The sequence below is a fragment of the Arthrobacter sp. PvP023 genome (assembly GCF_017832975.1).
Classification (GTDB): Bacteria; Actinomycetota; Actinomycetes; order Actinomycetales; family Micrococcaceae; genus Arthrobacter.
Genome location: NZ_JAFIBI010000001.1, coordinates 2,229,051 through 2,243,921 on the forward strand (window position 1 = coordinate 2,229,051; position 14,871 = coordinate 2,243,921).

Annotated in this window: 13 protein-coding genes; 10 read left to right on the forward strand and 3 right to left on the reverse strand. The window is 66.1% G+C overall.

All coding sequences use genetic code 11. The features are described from left to right. The first annotated feature begins 103 nt into the window (after positions 1–103). Genes JOE31_RS10230 through rsmD form a run of 4 tightly spaced genes read left to right on the forward strand, consistent with a single transcriptional unit; the run spans position 104 to position 4,974 of the window. Positions 104–1,129, forward strand: coding sequence for a thiamine-phosphate kinase (locus tag JOE31_RS10230; protein WP_209743879.1), 1,026 nt, complete (start codon positions 104–106; stop codon positions 1,127–1,129). A gap of 22 nt (positions 1,130–1,151) precedes the next feature. Further along, complete coding sequence (locus JOE31_RS10235) at positions 1,152–2,153, forward strand: DAK2 domain-containing protein (RefSeq protein ID WP_209748325.1); 1,002 nt, start codon at positions 1,152–1,154, stop codon at positions 2,151–2,153. Continuing rightward, the gene (locus JOE31_RS10240) at positions 2,143–4,356 is read left to right on the forward strand and encodes an ATP-dependent DNA helicase RecG (RefSeq protein ID WP_209743881.1); all 2,214 of its coding nucleotides are present in this window, start codon (positions 2,143–2,145) and stop codon (positions 4,354–4,356) included. The genes JOE31_RS10235 and JOE31_RS10240 overlap by 11 nt, the downstream gene beginning before the upstream one ends. 39 nt (positions 4,357–4,395) lie before the next feature. Next, positions 4,396–4,974, forward strand: coding sequence for a 16S rRNA (guanine(966)-N(2))-methyltransferase RsmD (gene rsmD, locus JOE31_RS10245; protein WP_209743891.1), 579 nt, complete (start codon positions 4,396–4,398; stop codon positions 4,972–4,974). Between the two features lies 1 nt (position 4,975). Here the strand turns inward: rsmD and JOE31_RS10250 are convergent, their stop codons facing one another. Genes JOE31_RS10250 through JOE31_RS10260 form a run of 3 tightly spaced genes read right to left on the reverse strand, consistent with a single transcriptional unit; the run spans position 4,976 to position 7,844 of the window. Beyond that, positions 4,976–5,761, reverse strand: coding sequence for a spermidine synthase (locus tag JOE31_RS10250; RefSeq protein WP_209748327.1), 786 nt, complete (start codon positions 5,759–5,761; stop codon positions 4,976–4,978). A gap of 2 nt (positions 5,762–5,763) precedes the next feature. Next, positions 5,764–6,972, reverse strand: a complete 1,209-nt coding sequence (locus JOE31_RS10255) for an aminotransferase class I/II-fold pyridoxal phosphate-dependent enzyme (RefSeq protein WP_209743894.1) — start codon at positions 6,970–6,972, stop codon at positions 5,764–5,766. After that, positions 6,969–7,844 carry an SDR family NAD(P)-dependent oxidoreductase gene (locus JOE31_RS10260; protein WP_209743897.1) on the reverse strand — a complete coding sequence of 292 codons (876 nt, stop codon included), beginning with the start codon at positions 7,842–7,844 and terminating at the stop codon, positions 6,969–6,971. The genes JOE31_RS10255 and JOE31_RS10260 overlap by 4 nt, the downstream gene beginning before the upstream one ends. A gap of 43 nt (positions 7,845–7,887) precedes the next feature. On the opposite strand from JOE31_RS10260, the gene coaD reads away from it, so the two are divergent. The 6 genes from coaD to smc all read left to right on the forward strand — a co-directional run bounded on the left by coaD (position 7,888) and on the right by smc (position 14,818). After that, entirely contained in the window at positions 7,888–8,388 is a 501-nt protein-coding gene (coaD, locus tag JOE31_RS10265) for a pantetheine-phosphate adenylyltransferase (RefSeq protein ID WP_209743900.1), read from the forward strand. A 175-nt stretch (positions 8,389–8,563) separates the two neighbouring features. Continuing rightward, positions 8,564–9,088: a DUF177 domain-containing protein gene (locus JOE31_RS10270; protein ID WP_209743903.1), complete on the forward strand. Its 525-nt coding sequence runs from the start codon at positions 8,564–8,566 to the stop codon at positions 9,086–9,088. Positions 9,089–9,124: 36 nt separating this feature from the next. Then, on the forward strand, positions 9,125–9,328 hold the full coding sequence (gene rpmF / locus JOE31_RS10275) for a 50S ribosomal protein L32 (protein WP_009356569.1): 204 nt from the start codon (positions 9,125–9,127) through the stop codon (positions 9,326–9,328). Positions 9,329–9,346: 18 nt separating this feature from the next. Beyond that, complete coding sequence (rnc, locus tag JOE31_RS10280) at positions 9,347–10,069, forward strand: ribonuclease III (protein ID WP_209743906.1); 723 nt, start codon at positions 9,347–9,349, stop codon at positions 10,067–10,069. An 8-nt stretch (positions 10,070–10,077) separates the two neighbouring features. After that, on the forward strand, positions 10,078–11,058 hold the full coding sequence (gene mutM, locus JOE31_RS10285) for a bifunctional DNA-formamidopyrimidine glycosylase/DNA-(apurinic or apyrimidinic site) lyase (RefSeq protein ID WP_209743910.1): 981 nt from the start codon (positions 10,078–10,080) through the stop codon (positions 11,056–11,058). 91 nt (positions 11,059–11,149) lie between these two features. Beyond that, complete coding sequence (gene smc / locus JOE31_RS10290; RefSeq protein ID WP_209743913.1) at positions 11,150–14,818, forward strand: chromosome segregation protein SMC; 3,669 nt, start codon at positions 11,150–11,152, stop codon at positions 14,816–14,818. The last annotated feature ends 53 nt before the right edge of the window (positions 14,819–14,871 follow it).

The window sequence follows — 14,871 nt, forward strand, 5'->3', positions numbered from 1 at the left end:
GTCCGCTCTGTCCCCGCTTCCCGCCTTGCCCGGGAGGGGCGCGACAGGACCTTGTGGACGGTGCCCGCGAACGGATGTCGGTCCCTGACTGTAGCGTAGTGGTGTGCCTGAATCTCACCTCACCGTTGACGGACTTTCCGAATCCGAGCTCCTCGCCAGGATCTTTCCGCGCCTGAATAAAGGGCCTTCCGAGGGGACTGCGCTGCTGCTGGGACCCGGGGATGACGCCGCAATTGTGGCAGCCCCGGACGGCCGGACCGTGGTCAGCATTGACACGCAGGTCCAGGACCAGGATTTCCGGCTGGTGTGGCGCAACGGGTACCGGACCACCGGCTTCGACGTCGGCTGGAAGGCCGCGGCGCAGAACCTCAGCGACATCAACGCCATGGGTGCGCGGTCCGTGTCCATGGTGGTGAGCCTGACCCTGCCTCCGGAGACGCCGGTTTCCTGGGTTGAGGATTTCGCGGACGGGCTGTCCCACGCCATCAGCGGCCTTGGTGCCGCCGGATGTTCCGTGGCCGGCGGGGACCTGGGCCGGGGCCGCGAACTGGCCGTGACCGTGGCTATCCTGGGTACCCTGGACGGGCGTGAGCCGGTATTGCGCTCCGGGGCCCGTCCCGGGGACACCGTCGCGCTGGCCGGAACACTCGGGGTCGCGGCGGCGGGCCTTGCCCTGCTGGAGTCGGCGTTGGATGTTGAACGGTTGACGCCGGAACAGCGGACCATCATGGACAGGCAATGCCGGCCGCTGCCGCCGCTGGATGCGGGGCCGTCCGCACTCGCGGCAGGCGCCTCGGCCATGATGGATGTTTCCGACGGACTGGTCCGCGACGGCAACCGCCTGGCCGCCGCCAGCGGTGTGATGCTGGATCTTGATCCCGCCGCCCTGAAGCAGCTCGCAGAGCCTTTGGCCGCTGTCGCCGACGCGGTGGACGGTGACCCCATGGGCTGGGTGCTCGGCGGCGGGGAAGATCATGGACTTCTTGCCACATTCCCCGCGGACGTTCAGCTGCCTCCGGGTTTCGCTGCGATAGGCTCAGTAGAAGCCCTTGCACCAATGGAAAGCACTGGCGTGACGATAGCGGGCCGGCCCGCGGAAACTGTGGGATGGGATCACTTTGCAGACTAAGATTGCCGCCAACGCGCAAGCGATGAAGCGGTGGTTGGGCAAGGCCGAAACAGTCCTGGGGAACCACAGCGACCGCCTCAATGCCATCAATATTTTCCCTGTGGCGGACGGCGATACCGGCACCAACCTCTATCTGACGGTCCGTGCAGCTGCACAGGCCCTCCATGGCCCCGCAACGTCACCGGACCCCGAATTTGCGCCGCAGTCCGGGGGGACCCCGGGCCAGCAGGACGTCGGGGCCGTACTGGCAAGGGCAGGCCAGGCTGCGATGGAGCAGGCGCGCGGCAATTCCGGCACATTGTTCGCTGTGTTCCTGTGCGCCGCTGCGGAGCCGTTGGCCGGTCATACCCGCCTGAGCTCGCCGCTGCTCGCAGCCGCGCTTAACCGCGCCCAGATCCGCGCCTGGTCGGCGTTGAGCGATCCTGTTCCGGGGACCATGCTCTCGGTTATGGAGGCTGCTGCGCGCGCCGCCGCCGGAGTGGACGCCGAGCAGAACGGCGACGACAGCAACCATGTCCTGGGACTCGCCCTGGACGCAGCGGTGGAGGCGGCCCTCGAAGCCGTGGTCCGCACCGAAGACCAGTTGGCAGCCCTGCACGAGGCCCATGTCGTGGACGCCGGCGGAGTGGGGATGCTCCTGATCCTTGACTGCCTGCGTTCCGCGGTGCTCGGCGAAGAACTTCAAGGCGACATGCTGGACGGCCTGCACGGCTACAACGTCCAGGACCCCCACATCCATGCAGACATGCCCGACGACGACGGCGTGGAAGTCATGTGCACCATCAACCTTTCGCCCCTGGATGCGGCCACCCTGCGGCAACGGCTGGACGAAATGGGTGATTCGGTGATCATGAGCCAGGTTGGCGGTGCAATCGACGCCGACGGAAAGTACCGCTGGCGCGTGCACGTCCACGTGCCCGCCCCGGAACCGGCCGTGGCGCTCATCGGTTCCCTCGGCGAACCCACGGACATTTCGGTCAGCCAGCTCGCCCTGCCGCGGGACCCCGACGGACATGAACACTGAGCTGGAACTGGGCCTGGAACGCCGCATCGGCAAACGGTCCGCAGCCGTCATTGAGAAACACCTGGGCATCACCACCGTCGGCGGCCTGCTCAACTATTTTCCGCGCCGGTACCTCAGCCGGGGTGAGCTGACCCCCATCAGTGAGGTGCCACTGGACGAAGAGGTCACCCTGATTGCGCGCGTCGTGTCCAACAGCACCAGGGCCATGCGGGCGCGCCGCGGCACGCTGACCGACGTCGTGATTACGGACGACGCAGGCACCCTGAAGGTGAGCTTCTTCAACGGTTACCGCGCCAAAGCGGAGCTGCTCCCGGGCCGGCGGGCACTGTTCTCGGGCAAAGTGACCCGGTACGCCGGCAGCCTGAGCCTCACGAACCCTGACTTCCAGCTGCTCGATGAAGACCCTGACACTCCGGGCATGGATCCGGAGAAGCTCGCCGCCAGGCCCATCCCGATCTATCCGGCAACAGCCAAACTCACCAGCTGGTCCATCCAGAAAGTGATCTCAACCCTCCTGGACACGGTCGACCTGGACCTCCTGGACGACCCCCTGCCGGCGGAAGTCTCGTCACGGGAGAAGTTCCTGCCGTCTTCGGAGGCCTACCGGCTGATCCATATCCCGGAGGTGCCCGGCGACTGGCAGCGGGCCAGGGACCGCTTCAGGTACCAGGAGGCCCTGGTCCTGCAGACCGCCCTCGCGCGGCGCCGCGCCCAGCTGGCCGCCGAGGAGGCCACGGCCCGCCGGCCGGTTACCGGCGGAATCCTGACCGCGTTCGACCGCCAGCTGCCCTTTACGCTCACCGCCGGCCAGTCCGCCGTCGGGAAAACACTTGCGGAGGAGCTCTCGCAGGACAGCCCCATGAACCGGCTCCTCCAGGGCGAGGTGGGGTCAGGCAAGACCATCGTCGCCCTGCGCGCAATGCTCCAGGTGGTTGACGCGGGGGGCCAGGCCGCCCTGCTGGCGCCCACGGAAGTCCTGGCCGCGCAGCACTTCGAATCCATCCGCAGGACCCTGGGTCCGCTGTCCCGGGACGGCCTGCTGGGCGGATCAGGTCCCGACGCAGTGCAGGTCACGCTGCTTACCGGATCGATGCCCACTGCTGCCCGCAAACAGGCCATGCTGGATGCCGCGTCAGGGACTGCCGGGATCGTGATCGGGACGCATGCCCTGCTGAGCGACAATGTCTCGTTCTACGACCTCGGCCTGATCGTGGTGGATGAACAGCACCGCTTCGGGGTGGAGCAGCGCGACGCCCTGCGTGCGAAGGCCAGCAAACCGCCCCACCTGCTCGTCATGACTGCCACGCCCATTCCGAGGACCGTGGCCATGACCGTGTTCGGCGATCTCGAAACCTCCGTGCTGGACGAACTCCCCGCGGGCCGTGCCCCCATTTCCACGCACGTCGTTGGCCTCGCCGAAAACCCCGGGTGGGCCGGACGTATCTGGTCCCGGTCCCGGGAGGAGATCGACGCCGGGCACCAGGTCTACGTGGTGTGCCCCAAGATCGGCGAAGACGACGACGGCGACTTCAGCCCCGGGGAAGCGGAGCCTTCCGCGGCGGACCTGGAAGGTGACGGCCCGGCCCGCGAGCTCGCATCCGTCACCGCCGTCGTCGAACACCTGCAGGACGAACCCGCGCTGGCCGGTGTTCCGCTGGCACCGCTGCACGGCAGGCAGGATCCCGTGCTCAAATCCGCAATGATGGCATCCTTCACGGCGAATGAAACCAAGCTGCTGGTGTCCACCACCGTGATCGAGGTCGGAGTTGATGTCCACAACGCCACACTGATGGTGATCCTGGATGCGGACAGGTTCGGCATCTCCCAGCTGCACCAGCTGCGCGGACGGGTGGGCCGCGGCGGGCTGCCCGGCACCTGCCTTCTGGTCACCACGCTTGAGCCCGGACATCCCAGCCGCCGCCGCCTGGACGCCGTGGCGGCCACGACGGACGGCTTCGAGCTGTCGCAGGAGGACCTGAAGCTGCGCCGCGAAGGCGACATCCTCGGCGCATCGCAGTCCGGCGGACGCTCCACGCTCAAGCTGCTGCGCGTGCTGGAGCATGAGGGCGTCATTGCCAAGGCACGCCGGGACGCGCAACACATCGTGGCCGCCGATCCCGGCCTGACAGACCATTCCGCACTCGCGGAGGCAATCGATGAGTATTTGAACCCGGAAAAGGAGGCCTTCCTTGAGCGTGGCTAGGACATGGTGTGTGGCTGGACATGACGGGACGGATCCGGCGTGAGCCGCATCATCGCCGGGGCCTGCGGGGGAATGCCGCTGGCCAGCGTGCCCGGGTCCCTGACCCGCCCCACCACCGACCGCGTCAAGGAAGCACTCTTTTCGCGCCTGGAGGCCTTCAATGTGGTGGCGGGTGCCCGCGTCCTGGATCTTTATGCGGGCTCCGGCGCGCTGGGCGTGGAAAGTGCCAGCCGCGGGGCTGAAACTGTGGACCTCGTGGAGTTCGACGGGAAGGCCAGTGAGGTCTGCCAGCGCAATGCGGACCTTGTCAACGGGGCCGTTGGTCACAAGACGGTGTCTGTCCACCGCTCCCGGGTGGAGTCCTTCCTGGAAAGGACCGTGCCGGGCACGCTGTGGGACCTCGTGTTCCTGGACCCGCCGTATCCGCTGGACGAGCCCGCCATGGGCGCGGTCCTGGAGGAGCTGTCGCCGTACCTGGCAGAGTCTGCCGTCGTGGTGGTGGAGCGTTCGTCCCGCAGCCCGGAGCCGTCATGGCCTGCGTCGCTGGAGCGGTTCGCCGAGAAGAAATACGGCGAGACCAAGCTCTGGTTTGCCGAACCCGTGGGCGGCGGCAGCTGACTTAGTCCGAGATCGCGTCGAGGTCCACGCCGGCCAGCACCTTCGCGGGGTGCGGACCGCGTGCCGCCAGCTCCTGGGTCCATTCCGCAGGCCACGGACGCCTTGTGCCGGCAAGGATGATGTTGCCGGGATGCCGCCCGGCGAACATCCCGGACTCGGCGAAAGCGGCGACACCGCCCATGACCTGCCGCATGGCTGCCACCTGGCTCCGTACCAGGGTCAGCCCCGGTTCATCGCCCACGTTGACGATCAGTACCCCGCGTGGCGTCAGCCTGGCCGCAGCCTCCTCGTAGAAACCGGCACAGGCAATGTGCTCCGGCGCCTCCGGCCCGGAGAATATGTCCAGGATCACGACGTCGAAACGCAGTTCAGCCGGCAGTTCCGCCAGAGCGTCCCGTGCGTCGCCGATCAACGTGTGCAGCACCGTTCCGTCCGGCATGGGCAACTGCTGCAGGACGAAGTCCAGCAGCTCGCGTTCGAGCTCGACGGCGTACTGCAGGGACCCCGGGCGGGTCGCCTGGATGTAGCGGGCCAGCGTCAGCGCCCCGGCTCCAAGGTGCAGCGCGTTGACCGGTTCGCCGGCAGGCGCCGCCAGATCCACGACGTGCCCGATCCGGCGGAGGTACTCGTAGAAGATTTCGCCCGGCTCGGCGAGGTTCACGTGGGACTGCTCCGCTCCGCCGATACTCAGCACATAGGACCCCGGGGTAAAGGCATCCGGTTCGATGGTGGCGTGCTGTCCGGTGGTCCGGAGGAAACGTGATCCCGCCGGCGTCCGGGCGGGCATCGTCACAGCCTGTCCCGGAGGGTGGCGAGCCGTGATGCGGCCTCCTCGAGGACCTCGGTCTTCTTGCAGAACGCGAAGCGGAGCAGGCTGCGGGTCCGTTCGGCGCCCGCAGGATGGCAGAAGACGGGAACCGGGATGGCGGCAACCCCCACCAGTTCCGGAAGCCTCCGGGCCAAGTCGACGGAATCCGAGATTCCCAGGGGAGCCGTGTCCACATTCACGAAGTAGGTTCCCTGCGGTGTGAAGACGTCCAGGCCGGCGGCCTTCAACCCGTCGCTGAGGATGTCCCGTTTGCGCCTGAGTGTCTCGGAGATCCCGCTGTAGAAGTCGTCGGGCAGGGCGAGCCCCACGGCGATGGCGCCCTGGAACGGCGTGCCGGAGCTGTAGCTGAGGAACTGTTTCACCGTCCTGATGGCGGATACGAGGTGTTCCGGTCCGCTCAGCCAGCCGATTTTCCAGCCCGTAAAGGAGAAGGTCTTCCCGGCGGAAGAGATGGTGACGGTCCTCCCGGCGGCTCCGGGCAGCGTTGCCACCGGGATGTGCTGTTCCCCGAACGTCAGGTGCTCGTAGACCTCATCGGTGATGATGACGGCGTCGTGCCTGGCGGCAAGTTCGACGACGCGCTGGAGAACCTCACGCGGAAAGACCGCGCCGGTGGGGTTGTGCGGATTATTGATCAGCACAACTTTCGTGCGGTTGCTGAAGGCCGCTTCCAGGGCCGCCATGTCCGGCATGAAATCCGGAGCGAGCAGCGGAGCTGTCACATGCGTGGCTCCCGCCAGCCCGATCATGGCGCCGTAGGAGTCGTAGAAGGGTTCAAAAGTGAGCACCTCGTCACCGTGCTCCACGAGGGCCAGCAACGAGGCAGCGATGGCTTCGGTGGCGCCCGTCGTGACGATGATCTCAGTCTCCGGATCCGGCGTGAGCCCGTAGAACCGCTGCTGGTGCGCCGAGATGGCCTCCCGGAGGGGAAGTATTCCCTTGCCGGGTGCGTATTGGTTGGCGCCGGAGGCGATCGCCGCCTGGGCGGCCGCTTTGATTTCCATCGGACCGTCCTCATCGGGGAAGCCCTGGCCAAGGTTGATGGCGCCGGTCCGGACCGCGAGGGTGGTCATCTCCTCGAAGATCGTCACCCCGAGGGTGCCGTTGGCTGCCAGGAGATTGGCACCCGACGCTGCCCGCTGCCACGGTGCCGGAACTGTTGCGTTCACTGTCTGCCTGCCTGTCGGTTGGAGGCGGCGTCCTCTGCGCGCCCGGTGAATTTTTCCATGCCGGCGTAGATCCGGAAGACCCGACCGCCGATGAAGTCCCATACGCGGACCGGGAGGATTCCCCGCAGGACCTTGCCAAGATTGGCCGTCGCCGGAGCAATGAGGAGCGGGCGGCCAGCGGCCATGGCCCGCCATGCCCGGTCGACGGCGTTATGGGGAGTCATGAGCGGCGTGAGCAGGGGGCCGCGGGCGCCGGCGAACATTCCGGTGGAAATGTAGCTCGGACAGAAGGTGGTGACCCGCAGATGCCGGTAGCCTTCCTGTTCCAATTCAAGCCGCAGCGAGTCGCTCCAGCCCACTACAGCCCACTTGGAGGCTGCGTAAACGCTCATCCTGGGGTTGGAGACCGTGCCGGCGGCGGAGGCGACGTTCAGGATCCGGCGGGCGCGCCCGCCGTCGGCCATCATGTCCGGAAGGAAGGCAAGGGTGGCGTACATCGGCGCCAGCGCGTTGACGTCCATGGTCAACGCAATGTCAGGGCCGGGCCGGTGTTCCCAGAAGAAGGCACCGCGCACGATTCCAGCGTTGTTAATAAGTAGGGTAAGGGCGCCTTCCGCCCGGCATTCCCGCGCGGCCTCGGCGATGGCGGCACGGTCTGCAAGATCCACGGCGCGGGCGACGGCCCGGGCGCCAAGCGCAGTGACTTCGTGGGCAACGCCCTCGAGTCCGGCAGCGTCCACGTCCCACAGGATCACCACTGCGGCGCCTTCGCTCGCGGCGCGTAGTGCGTGCAGCCGGCCCATGCCCATGGCTGCGCCGGTGACCAGCACCACGCCCCCTGCAACAGTGAAGGGAATGTTCGACTCGGGCATCCAGTCATGTTATCCCGCTCGAGGGATGCGGTAGGTTCGGAACATGAGACGCGCCGTATGCCCAGGCTCCTTCGACCCGATCCACAATGGCCACCTGGAAGTCATCGCCCGGGCCGCAGGCCTCTTTGACGAAGTCATCGTGGCGGTGTCCACCAACTACGCCAAGAAGTACCGCTTCCCGCTGGAGGAACGGATCGACATGGCCCGGGAGACCCTCGCGTCGCTGCGCGGCATTGTGGTGGAGCCGGTGGGCGAAGGGCTGCTGGCCGAATACTGCAGGCAGCGGGGTGTGTCCGCAATTGTGAAGGGCCTTCGATCGTCGTCGGACTTTGACTACGAGCTCCCGATGGCAACCATGAACCGGCAGCTGAGCGGCGTGGAAACGGTCTTCCTTCCCACCGAGGGCCACTACCTCCACTTGTCGTCAACGCTCATTAAGGAAGTCTTTAGCCTCGGCGGCAACGTGTCCGAGTATGTGCCGCGATCAGTGTTGAAACGGCTGCTGGCGGGCGAGTCGTCCCCGGATCAGCCCGGCAGAGGGTAGGCTTGATCGGTACGCAACGGCCCCTGCCGGTTTTGCGGCCCATTCCCTGTCCGTCCCGCGGTGCTCAACTGCGTGGCATTCAGCCGGTTTGAGTCCGCCCGGAAGATCAGGCTAAGATAGTACGTCGGTCATATGTTCAACAGGAGTTCTCATTAAACGAGATGCTAGTTCGCCCTTGGCGTTCGACGTCAAGGACCTCGGGCGCAGCCCGGGGAGCATGCGGACGCTGAAAGAACATGTACCCGCACCAGCTGAGCTTGGTGTGGCACTCATTGGCGTTCAGGAAGGCTCGGATGTCGGGCTGGATCTGCGGCTGGAGGCCGTACACGAAGGAATTCTGGTATCAGGAACCGTTCACGTCGAAGTAACCGGCGAGTGCGGCCGATGCCTGGATCCCCTTGCGTATGACCTCGAGGTCGATGTGCAAGAACTTTTCTTCTACGAGGACGCCCAGTTCTCCGCCGAAGAAGACGAAGAAGAGCAATATCGAATCGAGCACGATTTAATCGATCTTGAGCCGGTGTTGCGGGACGCGGTTATAACCATGCTGCCGTTCCAGCCGGTGTGCCGGGAAGACTGCCAGGGCCTTTGCTCCGAATGCGGAGTACGCCTGGAAGACGAGCCGGGGCATCACCACGAGGTCGTAGATCCTCGCTGGGCTGCCCTAGCTGACTTGGCTAAGCCTGACCGGCAAAATTGATTTGTAAGTGTTTTTCTAGAGAGAAATGAGTTAGCCGTGGCTGTCCCGAAGCGGAAAATGTCTCGCTCGAATACCCGCGCCCGCCGCTCCCAGTGGAAGGCAACCGCCCCCCACCTGGTGAAGACCGTTGAGAACGGCCAGGTTACGTACAGCCTGCCGCACCAGGCAAAGGTCGTTACCGACTCGGCTGGCACTGCGCTGTTCCTTGAGTACAAGGGCCGCAAGGTCGCGGACGTCTAATCGGCCCACTGGCTGAACATGACGTCTTCAACTGAAGAGCTTTTGAAGCGTCTCGGTGTCTCTATTGATGCCGGGACGCTTCGTCTTGCTCTGACACATCGTTCGTATGCCTACGAAAACGGCGGCATACCCACCAACGAGCGCCTCGAGTTCCTGGGTGATTCCATCCTGGGCTTTTCCGTGACGGATGCCCTGTACCGCGACAACCCTGCACTGCCTGAGGGTGACCTCGCGAAGCGGCGTTCAGCTGTGGTCAGCACCAGGGCGCTTGCCGGAATCGGCCGCAGCCTTGGCATCGGCGAGTACATCTACCTCGGGCAGGGCGAAAAGCTCACCGACGGCAAGAACAAGGCCTCCATCCTGGCGGACACCATGGAAGCGCTCATTGGCGCCACCTACGTGTCCAACGACATCGAGACGGCGCGCCAACTGGTCATGCGGCTGATCGGCCCGCTGCTGCAGGACGCCGCTGCCCTTGGTGCAGGCACCGACTGGAAGACCAGCATCCAGGAACTGGCGGCAAGCCGCCAGCTGGGCAGCATCTACTACGCCGTGGAAGGTTCCGGCCCGGACCACGCACGGACCTTTGTCGCCGTGCTCCGGATCGGCGGGACCGACTACGGGCAGGGTGCCGGACGTTCCAAGAAGGAAGCGGAGCAGGAAGCTGCCGCTGACGCCTGGCGGAAGCTGTCCGTTGCCGGGACGTCAAGTCTTCCGGCGGAATCCGAAGCCGGCCTCTAGGTCTTTCCGTGCCCGAACTGCCGGAAGTCGAAGTTGTCCGCCGCGGCCTGGTGAGCTGGGTCCGCGGCAGGACAATCACCTCTGTCGACGTCCTGGATCCGCGTTCAATCCGGCGGCACGCCCTCGGCGCCCAGGACTTTGCCGGCAACCTCGAAGGCGCCCGGGTGCTGGACGTGGTGCGCCGCGGAAAGTTCCTCTGGCTTCCGCTTGAGGAGGCTACCGCGGGGCAGCCAGATGCGGACGGTGTCCCGGCAGCGGGCATGACCCGGCCGGGAGTAGCGCTCATGGCCCACCTGGGAATGAGCGGCCAGCTGCTGATGCAGGATTCCCTCGTGCCGGATGAGAAGCACCTGAAAGTCCGCCTGCGGCTGAGCCCCGCCGATGGCATGCCGGAACAGCTTCGATTCGTGGACCAACGCATCTTTGGCGGCCTGTTCGTCACATCGCTGGTACCAACAGACGACGGCGGACCCGGCGGCCTGGGGGAGACCCCGTCGCCCTTCATTGCCGGGGAAGCCTCCCACATTGCCCGGGATCCCCTGGATCCCCATTTTTCCTTTGATTCCTTTTACCGCCGGCTGCGCGCCCGGAAGACCGGGCTCAAACGGGCGCTACTGGACCAGGGACTCGTTTCCGGGATCGGCAACATCTATGCGGACGAGGCACTGTGGCGTGCCCGCCTCCATTACGCCCGGCCCACCGACACGCTCCGCCGCGCCGATGCGGTGCGGGTTCTCGACGCCGCCCGTGAGGTCATGCTGGACGCCCTGGCCGCCGGCGGGACAAGCTTCGACTCCCTCTACGTCAACGTAAACGGCGCCTCCGGGTACTTTGACCGGTCGCTTAACGCGTACGGCAGGGAAAACCAGGAGTGTAAACGCTGCGCCGCTGCAGGCATCGTCAGCCTGATGAAGCGCGAACAATTCATGAACCGGTCGTCCTATACCTGCCCCGTTTGCCAGCCGCGTCCCCGCAACGGCCGGTGGTGAGCCAAGGCCAAAATCCGGGCCTTGTCATAGGCACGCAGTAGATTTAAGCCGGGAACAGACCGCTTCAGCCATTCAGGAGATCCGAACCACCTTGCACCTCAAGAGCCTGACCGTCCGCGGATTCAAGTCGTTCGCGTCAGCCACGACGTTCGACTTCGAGCCGGGCGTCACTGCAGTGGTCGGTCCGAACGGTTCCGGCAAATCCAATGTTGTGGATGCCCTGGCCTGGGTCATGGGGGAACAGGGTGCTAAGACACTGCGCGGCGGCAAGATGGAGGACGTCATCTTCGCGGGCACGTCCGGCCGCCCGCCGCTGGGCCGGGCCCACGTCTCGTTGACCATCGACAACACTGACGGCGCCCTGCCGATCGAATACAGCGAAGTGACGATCTCACGGACGCTGTTCCGCACCGGCGGGTCCGAGTACGCCATCAACGGTGCGGGCTGCCGTCTCCTGGACATCCAGGAACTGCTCTCCGATTCCGGCCTGGGCCGGGAAATGCACGTGATCGTGGGGCAGGGGCAGCTGGACAAGGTCCTCCACGCCACCCCCGAGGACCGGCGCGGCTTTATTGAAGAGGCGGCGGGCATCCTCAAACACCGCCGGCGCAAGGAAAAAACGGTCCGGAAGCTGGAAGCGATGCAGGCAAACCTGCAAAGACTGAGCGATCTCACCAGTGAAATCCGGCGACAGCTGACCCCCCTGGGCAAACAGGCGGAAGTGGCGCGCCGGGCCCAAAGTGTCCAGTTTGACGTCAGGGACGCCCGTGCCAGGCTCCTGGCGGACGACCTGGTGCAGTTGCAGTCCGCCCTTGCCCAGGACGTGGCCGACGAATCCGCGCTGAAGGCGCGCCGGGCCGTTGTGGAGGAGGGCCTTGAAACCGGTCGTCAGCGGCAGGCGGCGTTGGAACAACTCGCGGCCGAGGCAACCCCGCGGCTCAATGCAGCGCGTGACACCTGGTACCAGCTATCGGCGGGCCGGGAAAGATTCCGTTCCCTCGGGTCGCTTGCTGAGGAACGCCGCCGGCTGCTGGGAGCTGCGGACGAGATACCGGATTCCGGAAGGGACCCGGACCAGCTCGAAAGGAATGCCGCCCGGGTCCGCGAAGAACAGGCCGCCCTGGAAGACGCGATCCTGCGACAGCGAACGGCACTTGAAGCCGCGTCGGCAGCCAAGCAGGAAGCCGAAAGTGCTGCAAGTGCCGAAGACAAACGATTGGCTGCGGTGCTCCGTGCCGCCGCCGACCGCCGTGAAGGTCTGGCAAAATTGGCCGGCCAGGTGGGTGCGGCGCGCTCACGCGTGGAAGCTGCGCAGGCCGAGCTTGGCCGGCTCCGGGAATCCCAAACGGCCGGTGATGAGCGCCGACGCCGCGCCCAGAGCGAGTTCACGGCGCTGGAATCGCAGGTCGCGGGCGTCGAGGACGGCGAGGAATCCCTGGACGCTGATTACGAGGATGCCAGCGATTCGCTGGACGCAATCCTAGCGGACATCGAGGCGCTGAAATCTGCCGAACGCGAGGGGGAACGGGAGCGCGATTCGCTGCAGGCCAGGCGGGACGCGCTGCAGCTTGGGCTCAACCGCAAGGACGGGTCAGGCCGGGTGGCGGACTCGGGACTGCCCGGGATCATGGGGCCCCTGGCATCCATGCTCTCGGTCGAGCCCGGGTATGAAGCGGCAATCGCTGCCGCGCTGGGAAACTGTTCGGATGCCGTTGTGGTCAGGGATGCCGGCACCGCCGTCGAGGCCCTGGAGCTACTGAAGGCCGACGACGCCGGCCTTGCCTCGCTGCTGTTGGCGGTGCCGGCCGGGCAGGTCGCCGCGGACCCGCCGTCCGGCGTCGAAGCCGCGCCAGCGCCGGGGCCCCTTCCCGGGGGTGCCCGCTGGGCCGCGGACCTGGTCGCCGCCTCTGCCGCCGGACTTAACGGGTTCCCGTCAACACCGGAGGATGACGCCTCCGGGACGGCCGCCCCGATGCACGCCCTTCTGCGCAGGCTGCTGGCGGGTACTGTCGTTGCTGAAGACTTGGAGTCGGCGTCGGCGCTCATCCACGCGCAGCCCGGTCTGACCGTCGTGACACGGGCGGGCGATGTCTTCACCGCATTCACCGTCCGGGGCGGCTCGGCGAGTGCACCGTCACTGCTGGAGGTGCAGGCCGCCGTCGACGACGCCGGGACCAGGCTCGCCAAGGTCAGCGCTGATCTTGAACGGAACCGGTTCGCACTCGCCGCCGCCCAGGCACGAAAGACACAGGCCCAGGAACGCGCGGATGCCGCCTTGGAGCGGCTCCACGAATCGGATGCCCGGCTGGCGGCCGTGGCCGAAAGGCTGGGACATTTGAACTCGGTGCTGAGGAGCGCCGTGGGCGAGAGCGAACGGCTTGGTGCTTCGCTGGCAAGGGCAGAGGCCAATATGGTGGCCGGGGAGGAGGCTCTGCAGGCTGCAGTCGCACGCCTGGAAGCAGCCCGGCAGGCCCCTGAGGATGAGGAACCGTCGGCTGAGCTCAGGGACGAACTGGCCCTGGCTGCGTCTGCTGCGAGGGCGGCCGAGATGGAGGCCAGGCTTTCGCTGCGGAGCGCCGAAGAGCAGCTGACCGCCACCCGCAACCGCGCCCTGTCCCTGGAGCGGGCGGCGGCGGCGGAGCGTCGGGCACGGGAAGAAGCCGCTCAGCGCGCCCGCCGCCGCAGGCTCCAGGCGCGCCGGGCGGCGGCCGTATCAGCTGCGGTGGAGCAGGTCATCGGCTTCATGGACATCTCCGTGGAGCTTGCCCGGCATTCGCGGGATCTGGCAGAGGAAGAGCGGGAGCTCCGGGACCGTGAACTGGTCGACGTGAGGTCCCAGAACGATTCCCTGAGCCGCGAGCTTGCGGAATTGACGGATTCGGTGCACCGCGACGAGCTTGCCCGCACCCAGCAGCGGCTGCGGATCGAATCCCTCGAATTGCGGTCCGTCGAGGAACTCGGCTTATCACCGGACCAGCTCGTGGCAGACTATGGACCCGACCAGCTGGTGCCGGTGCCGGCGGGGACGTCCAATGACAAGTGGGCCGCCCTCCGGGCACCGGTGGACGAGAACGGCGCGCCGGTCCTGGAAGGCAAGCCCTTCGTCCGCGATGAGCAGGAAAAACGGCTCCGCAAAGCAGAGCGGGACCTTTCCTCGCTGGGACGGGTGAATCCGCTGGCCTTGGAGGAATTCGCCGCGCTCGAGGAACGGCACCAGTTCCTTAGCAGCCAACTCGAGGACCTCAAATCCAGCCGTAAGGACCTGCTGGACATCATCAAGGAAGTGGATGACCGTGTGCAGAAGGTGTTCGCCGAAGCGTTCGCTGATACCTCGGCACAGTTCGTCCGGGTTTTCGCCCGGCTCTTTCCGGGCGGTGAAGGCCGGCTTATCCTGACCGACCCTTCAGACATGCTCACCACCGGAATTGAAGTGGAGGCGCGGCCGGCCGGCAAGAAGATCAAACGGCTCTCACTGCTGTCCGGGGGCGAGCGTTCGCTGACCGCAGTGGCCCTGCTGGTGGCCATCTTCAAAGCGAGGCCATCCCCGTTTTATGTGATGGACGAAGTGGAGGCCGCCCTGGACGACACCAACCTGGGCCGGCTGATCACGATTTTCGAGGAACTCCGCGAGTCCAGCCAGCTGATTGTCATCACGCACCAGAAACGGACCATGGAGGTTGCCGACGCGCTCTACGGCGTCACCATGCGGGGTGACGGGGTCTCAACCGTCATCAGTCAGCGGCTCGGCGCGGACGTATAGCGGCCCGGACCGCAGCATTTCATGTGTGACACATGGGTGAAACGTGTGTGAGA

Bases quoted from the DNA above. Each gene is read 5' to 3' on its own strand.
- JOE31_RS10240 (WP_209743881.1), top strand. From the start codon at position 2,143: ATGAACACTGAGCTGGAACTGGGCCTGGAACGCCGCATCGGCAAACGG.
- JOE31_RS10250 (WP_209748327.1), bottom strand. From the start codon at position 5,761: ATGCCCGCCCGGACGCCGGCGGGATCACGTTTCCTCCGGACCACCGGA.
- JOE31_RS10235 (WP_209748325.1), top strand. From the start codon at position 1,152: ATGAAGCGGTGGTTGGGCAAGGCCGAAACAGTCCTGGGGAACCACAGC.
- rnc (WP_209743906.1), top strand. From the start codon at position 9,347: ATGACGTCTTCAACTGAAGAGCTTTTGAAGCGTCTCGGTGTCTCTATT.
- coaD (WP_209743900.1), top strand. From the start codon at position 7,888: ATGAGACGCGCCGTATGCCCAGGCTCCTTCGACCCGATCCACAATGGC.
- JOE31_RS10260 (WP_209743897.1), bottom strand. From the start codon at position 7,844: ATGCCCGAGTCGAACATTCCCTTCACTGTTGCAGGGGGCGTGGTGCTG.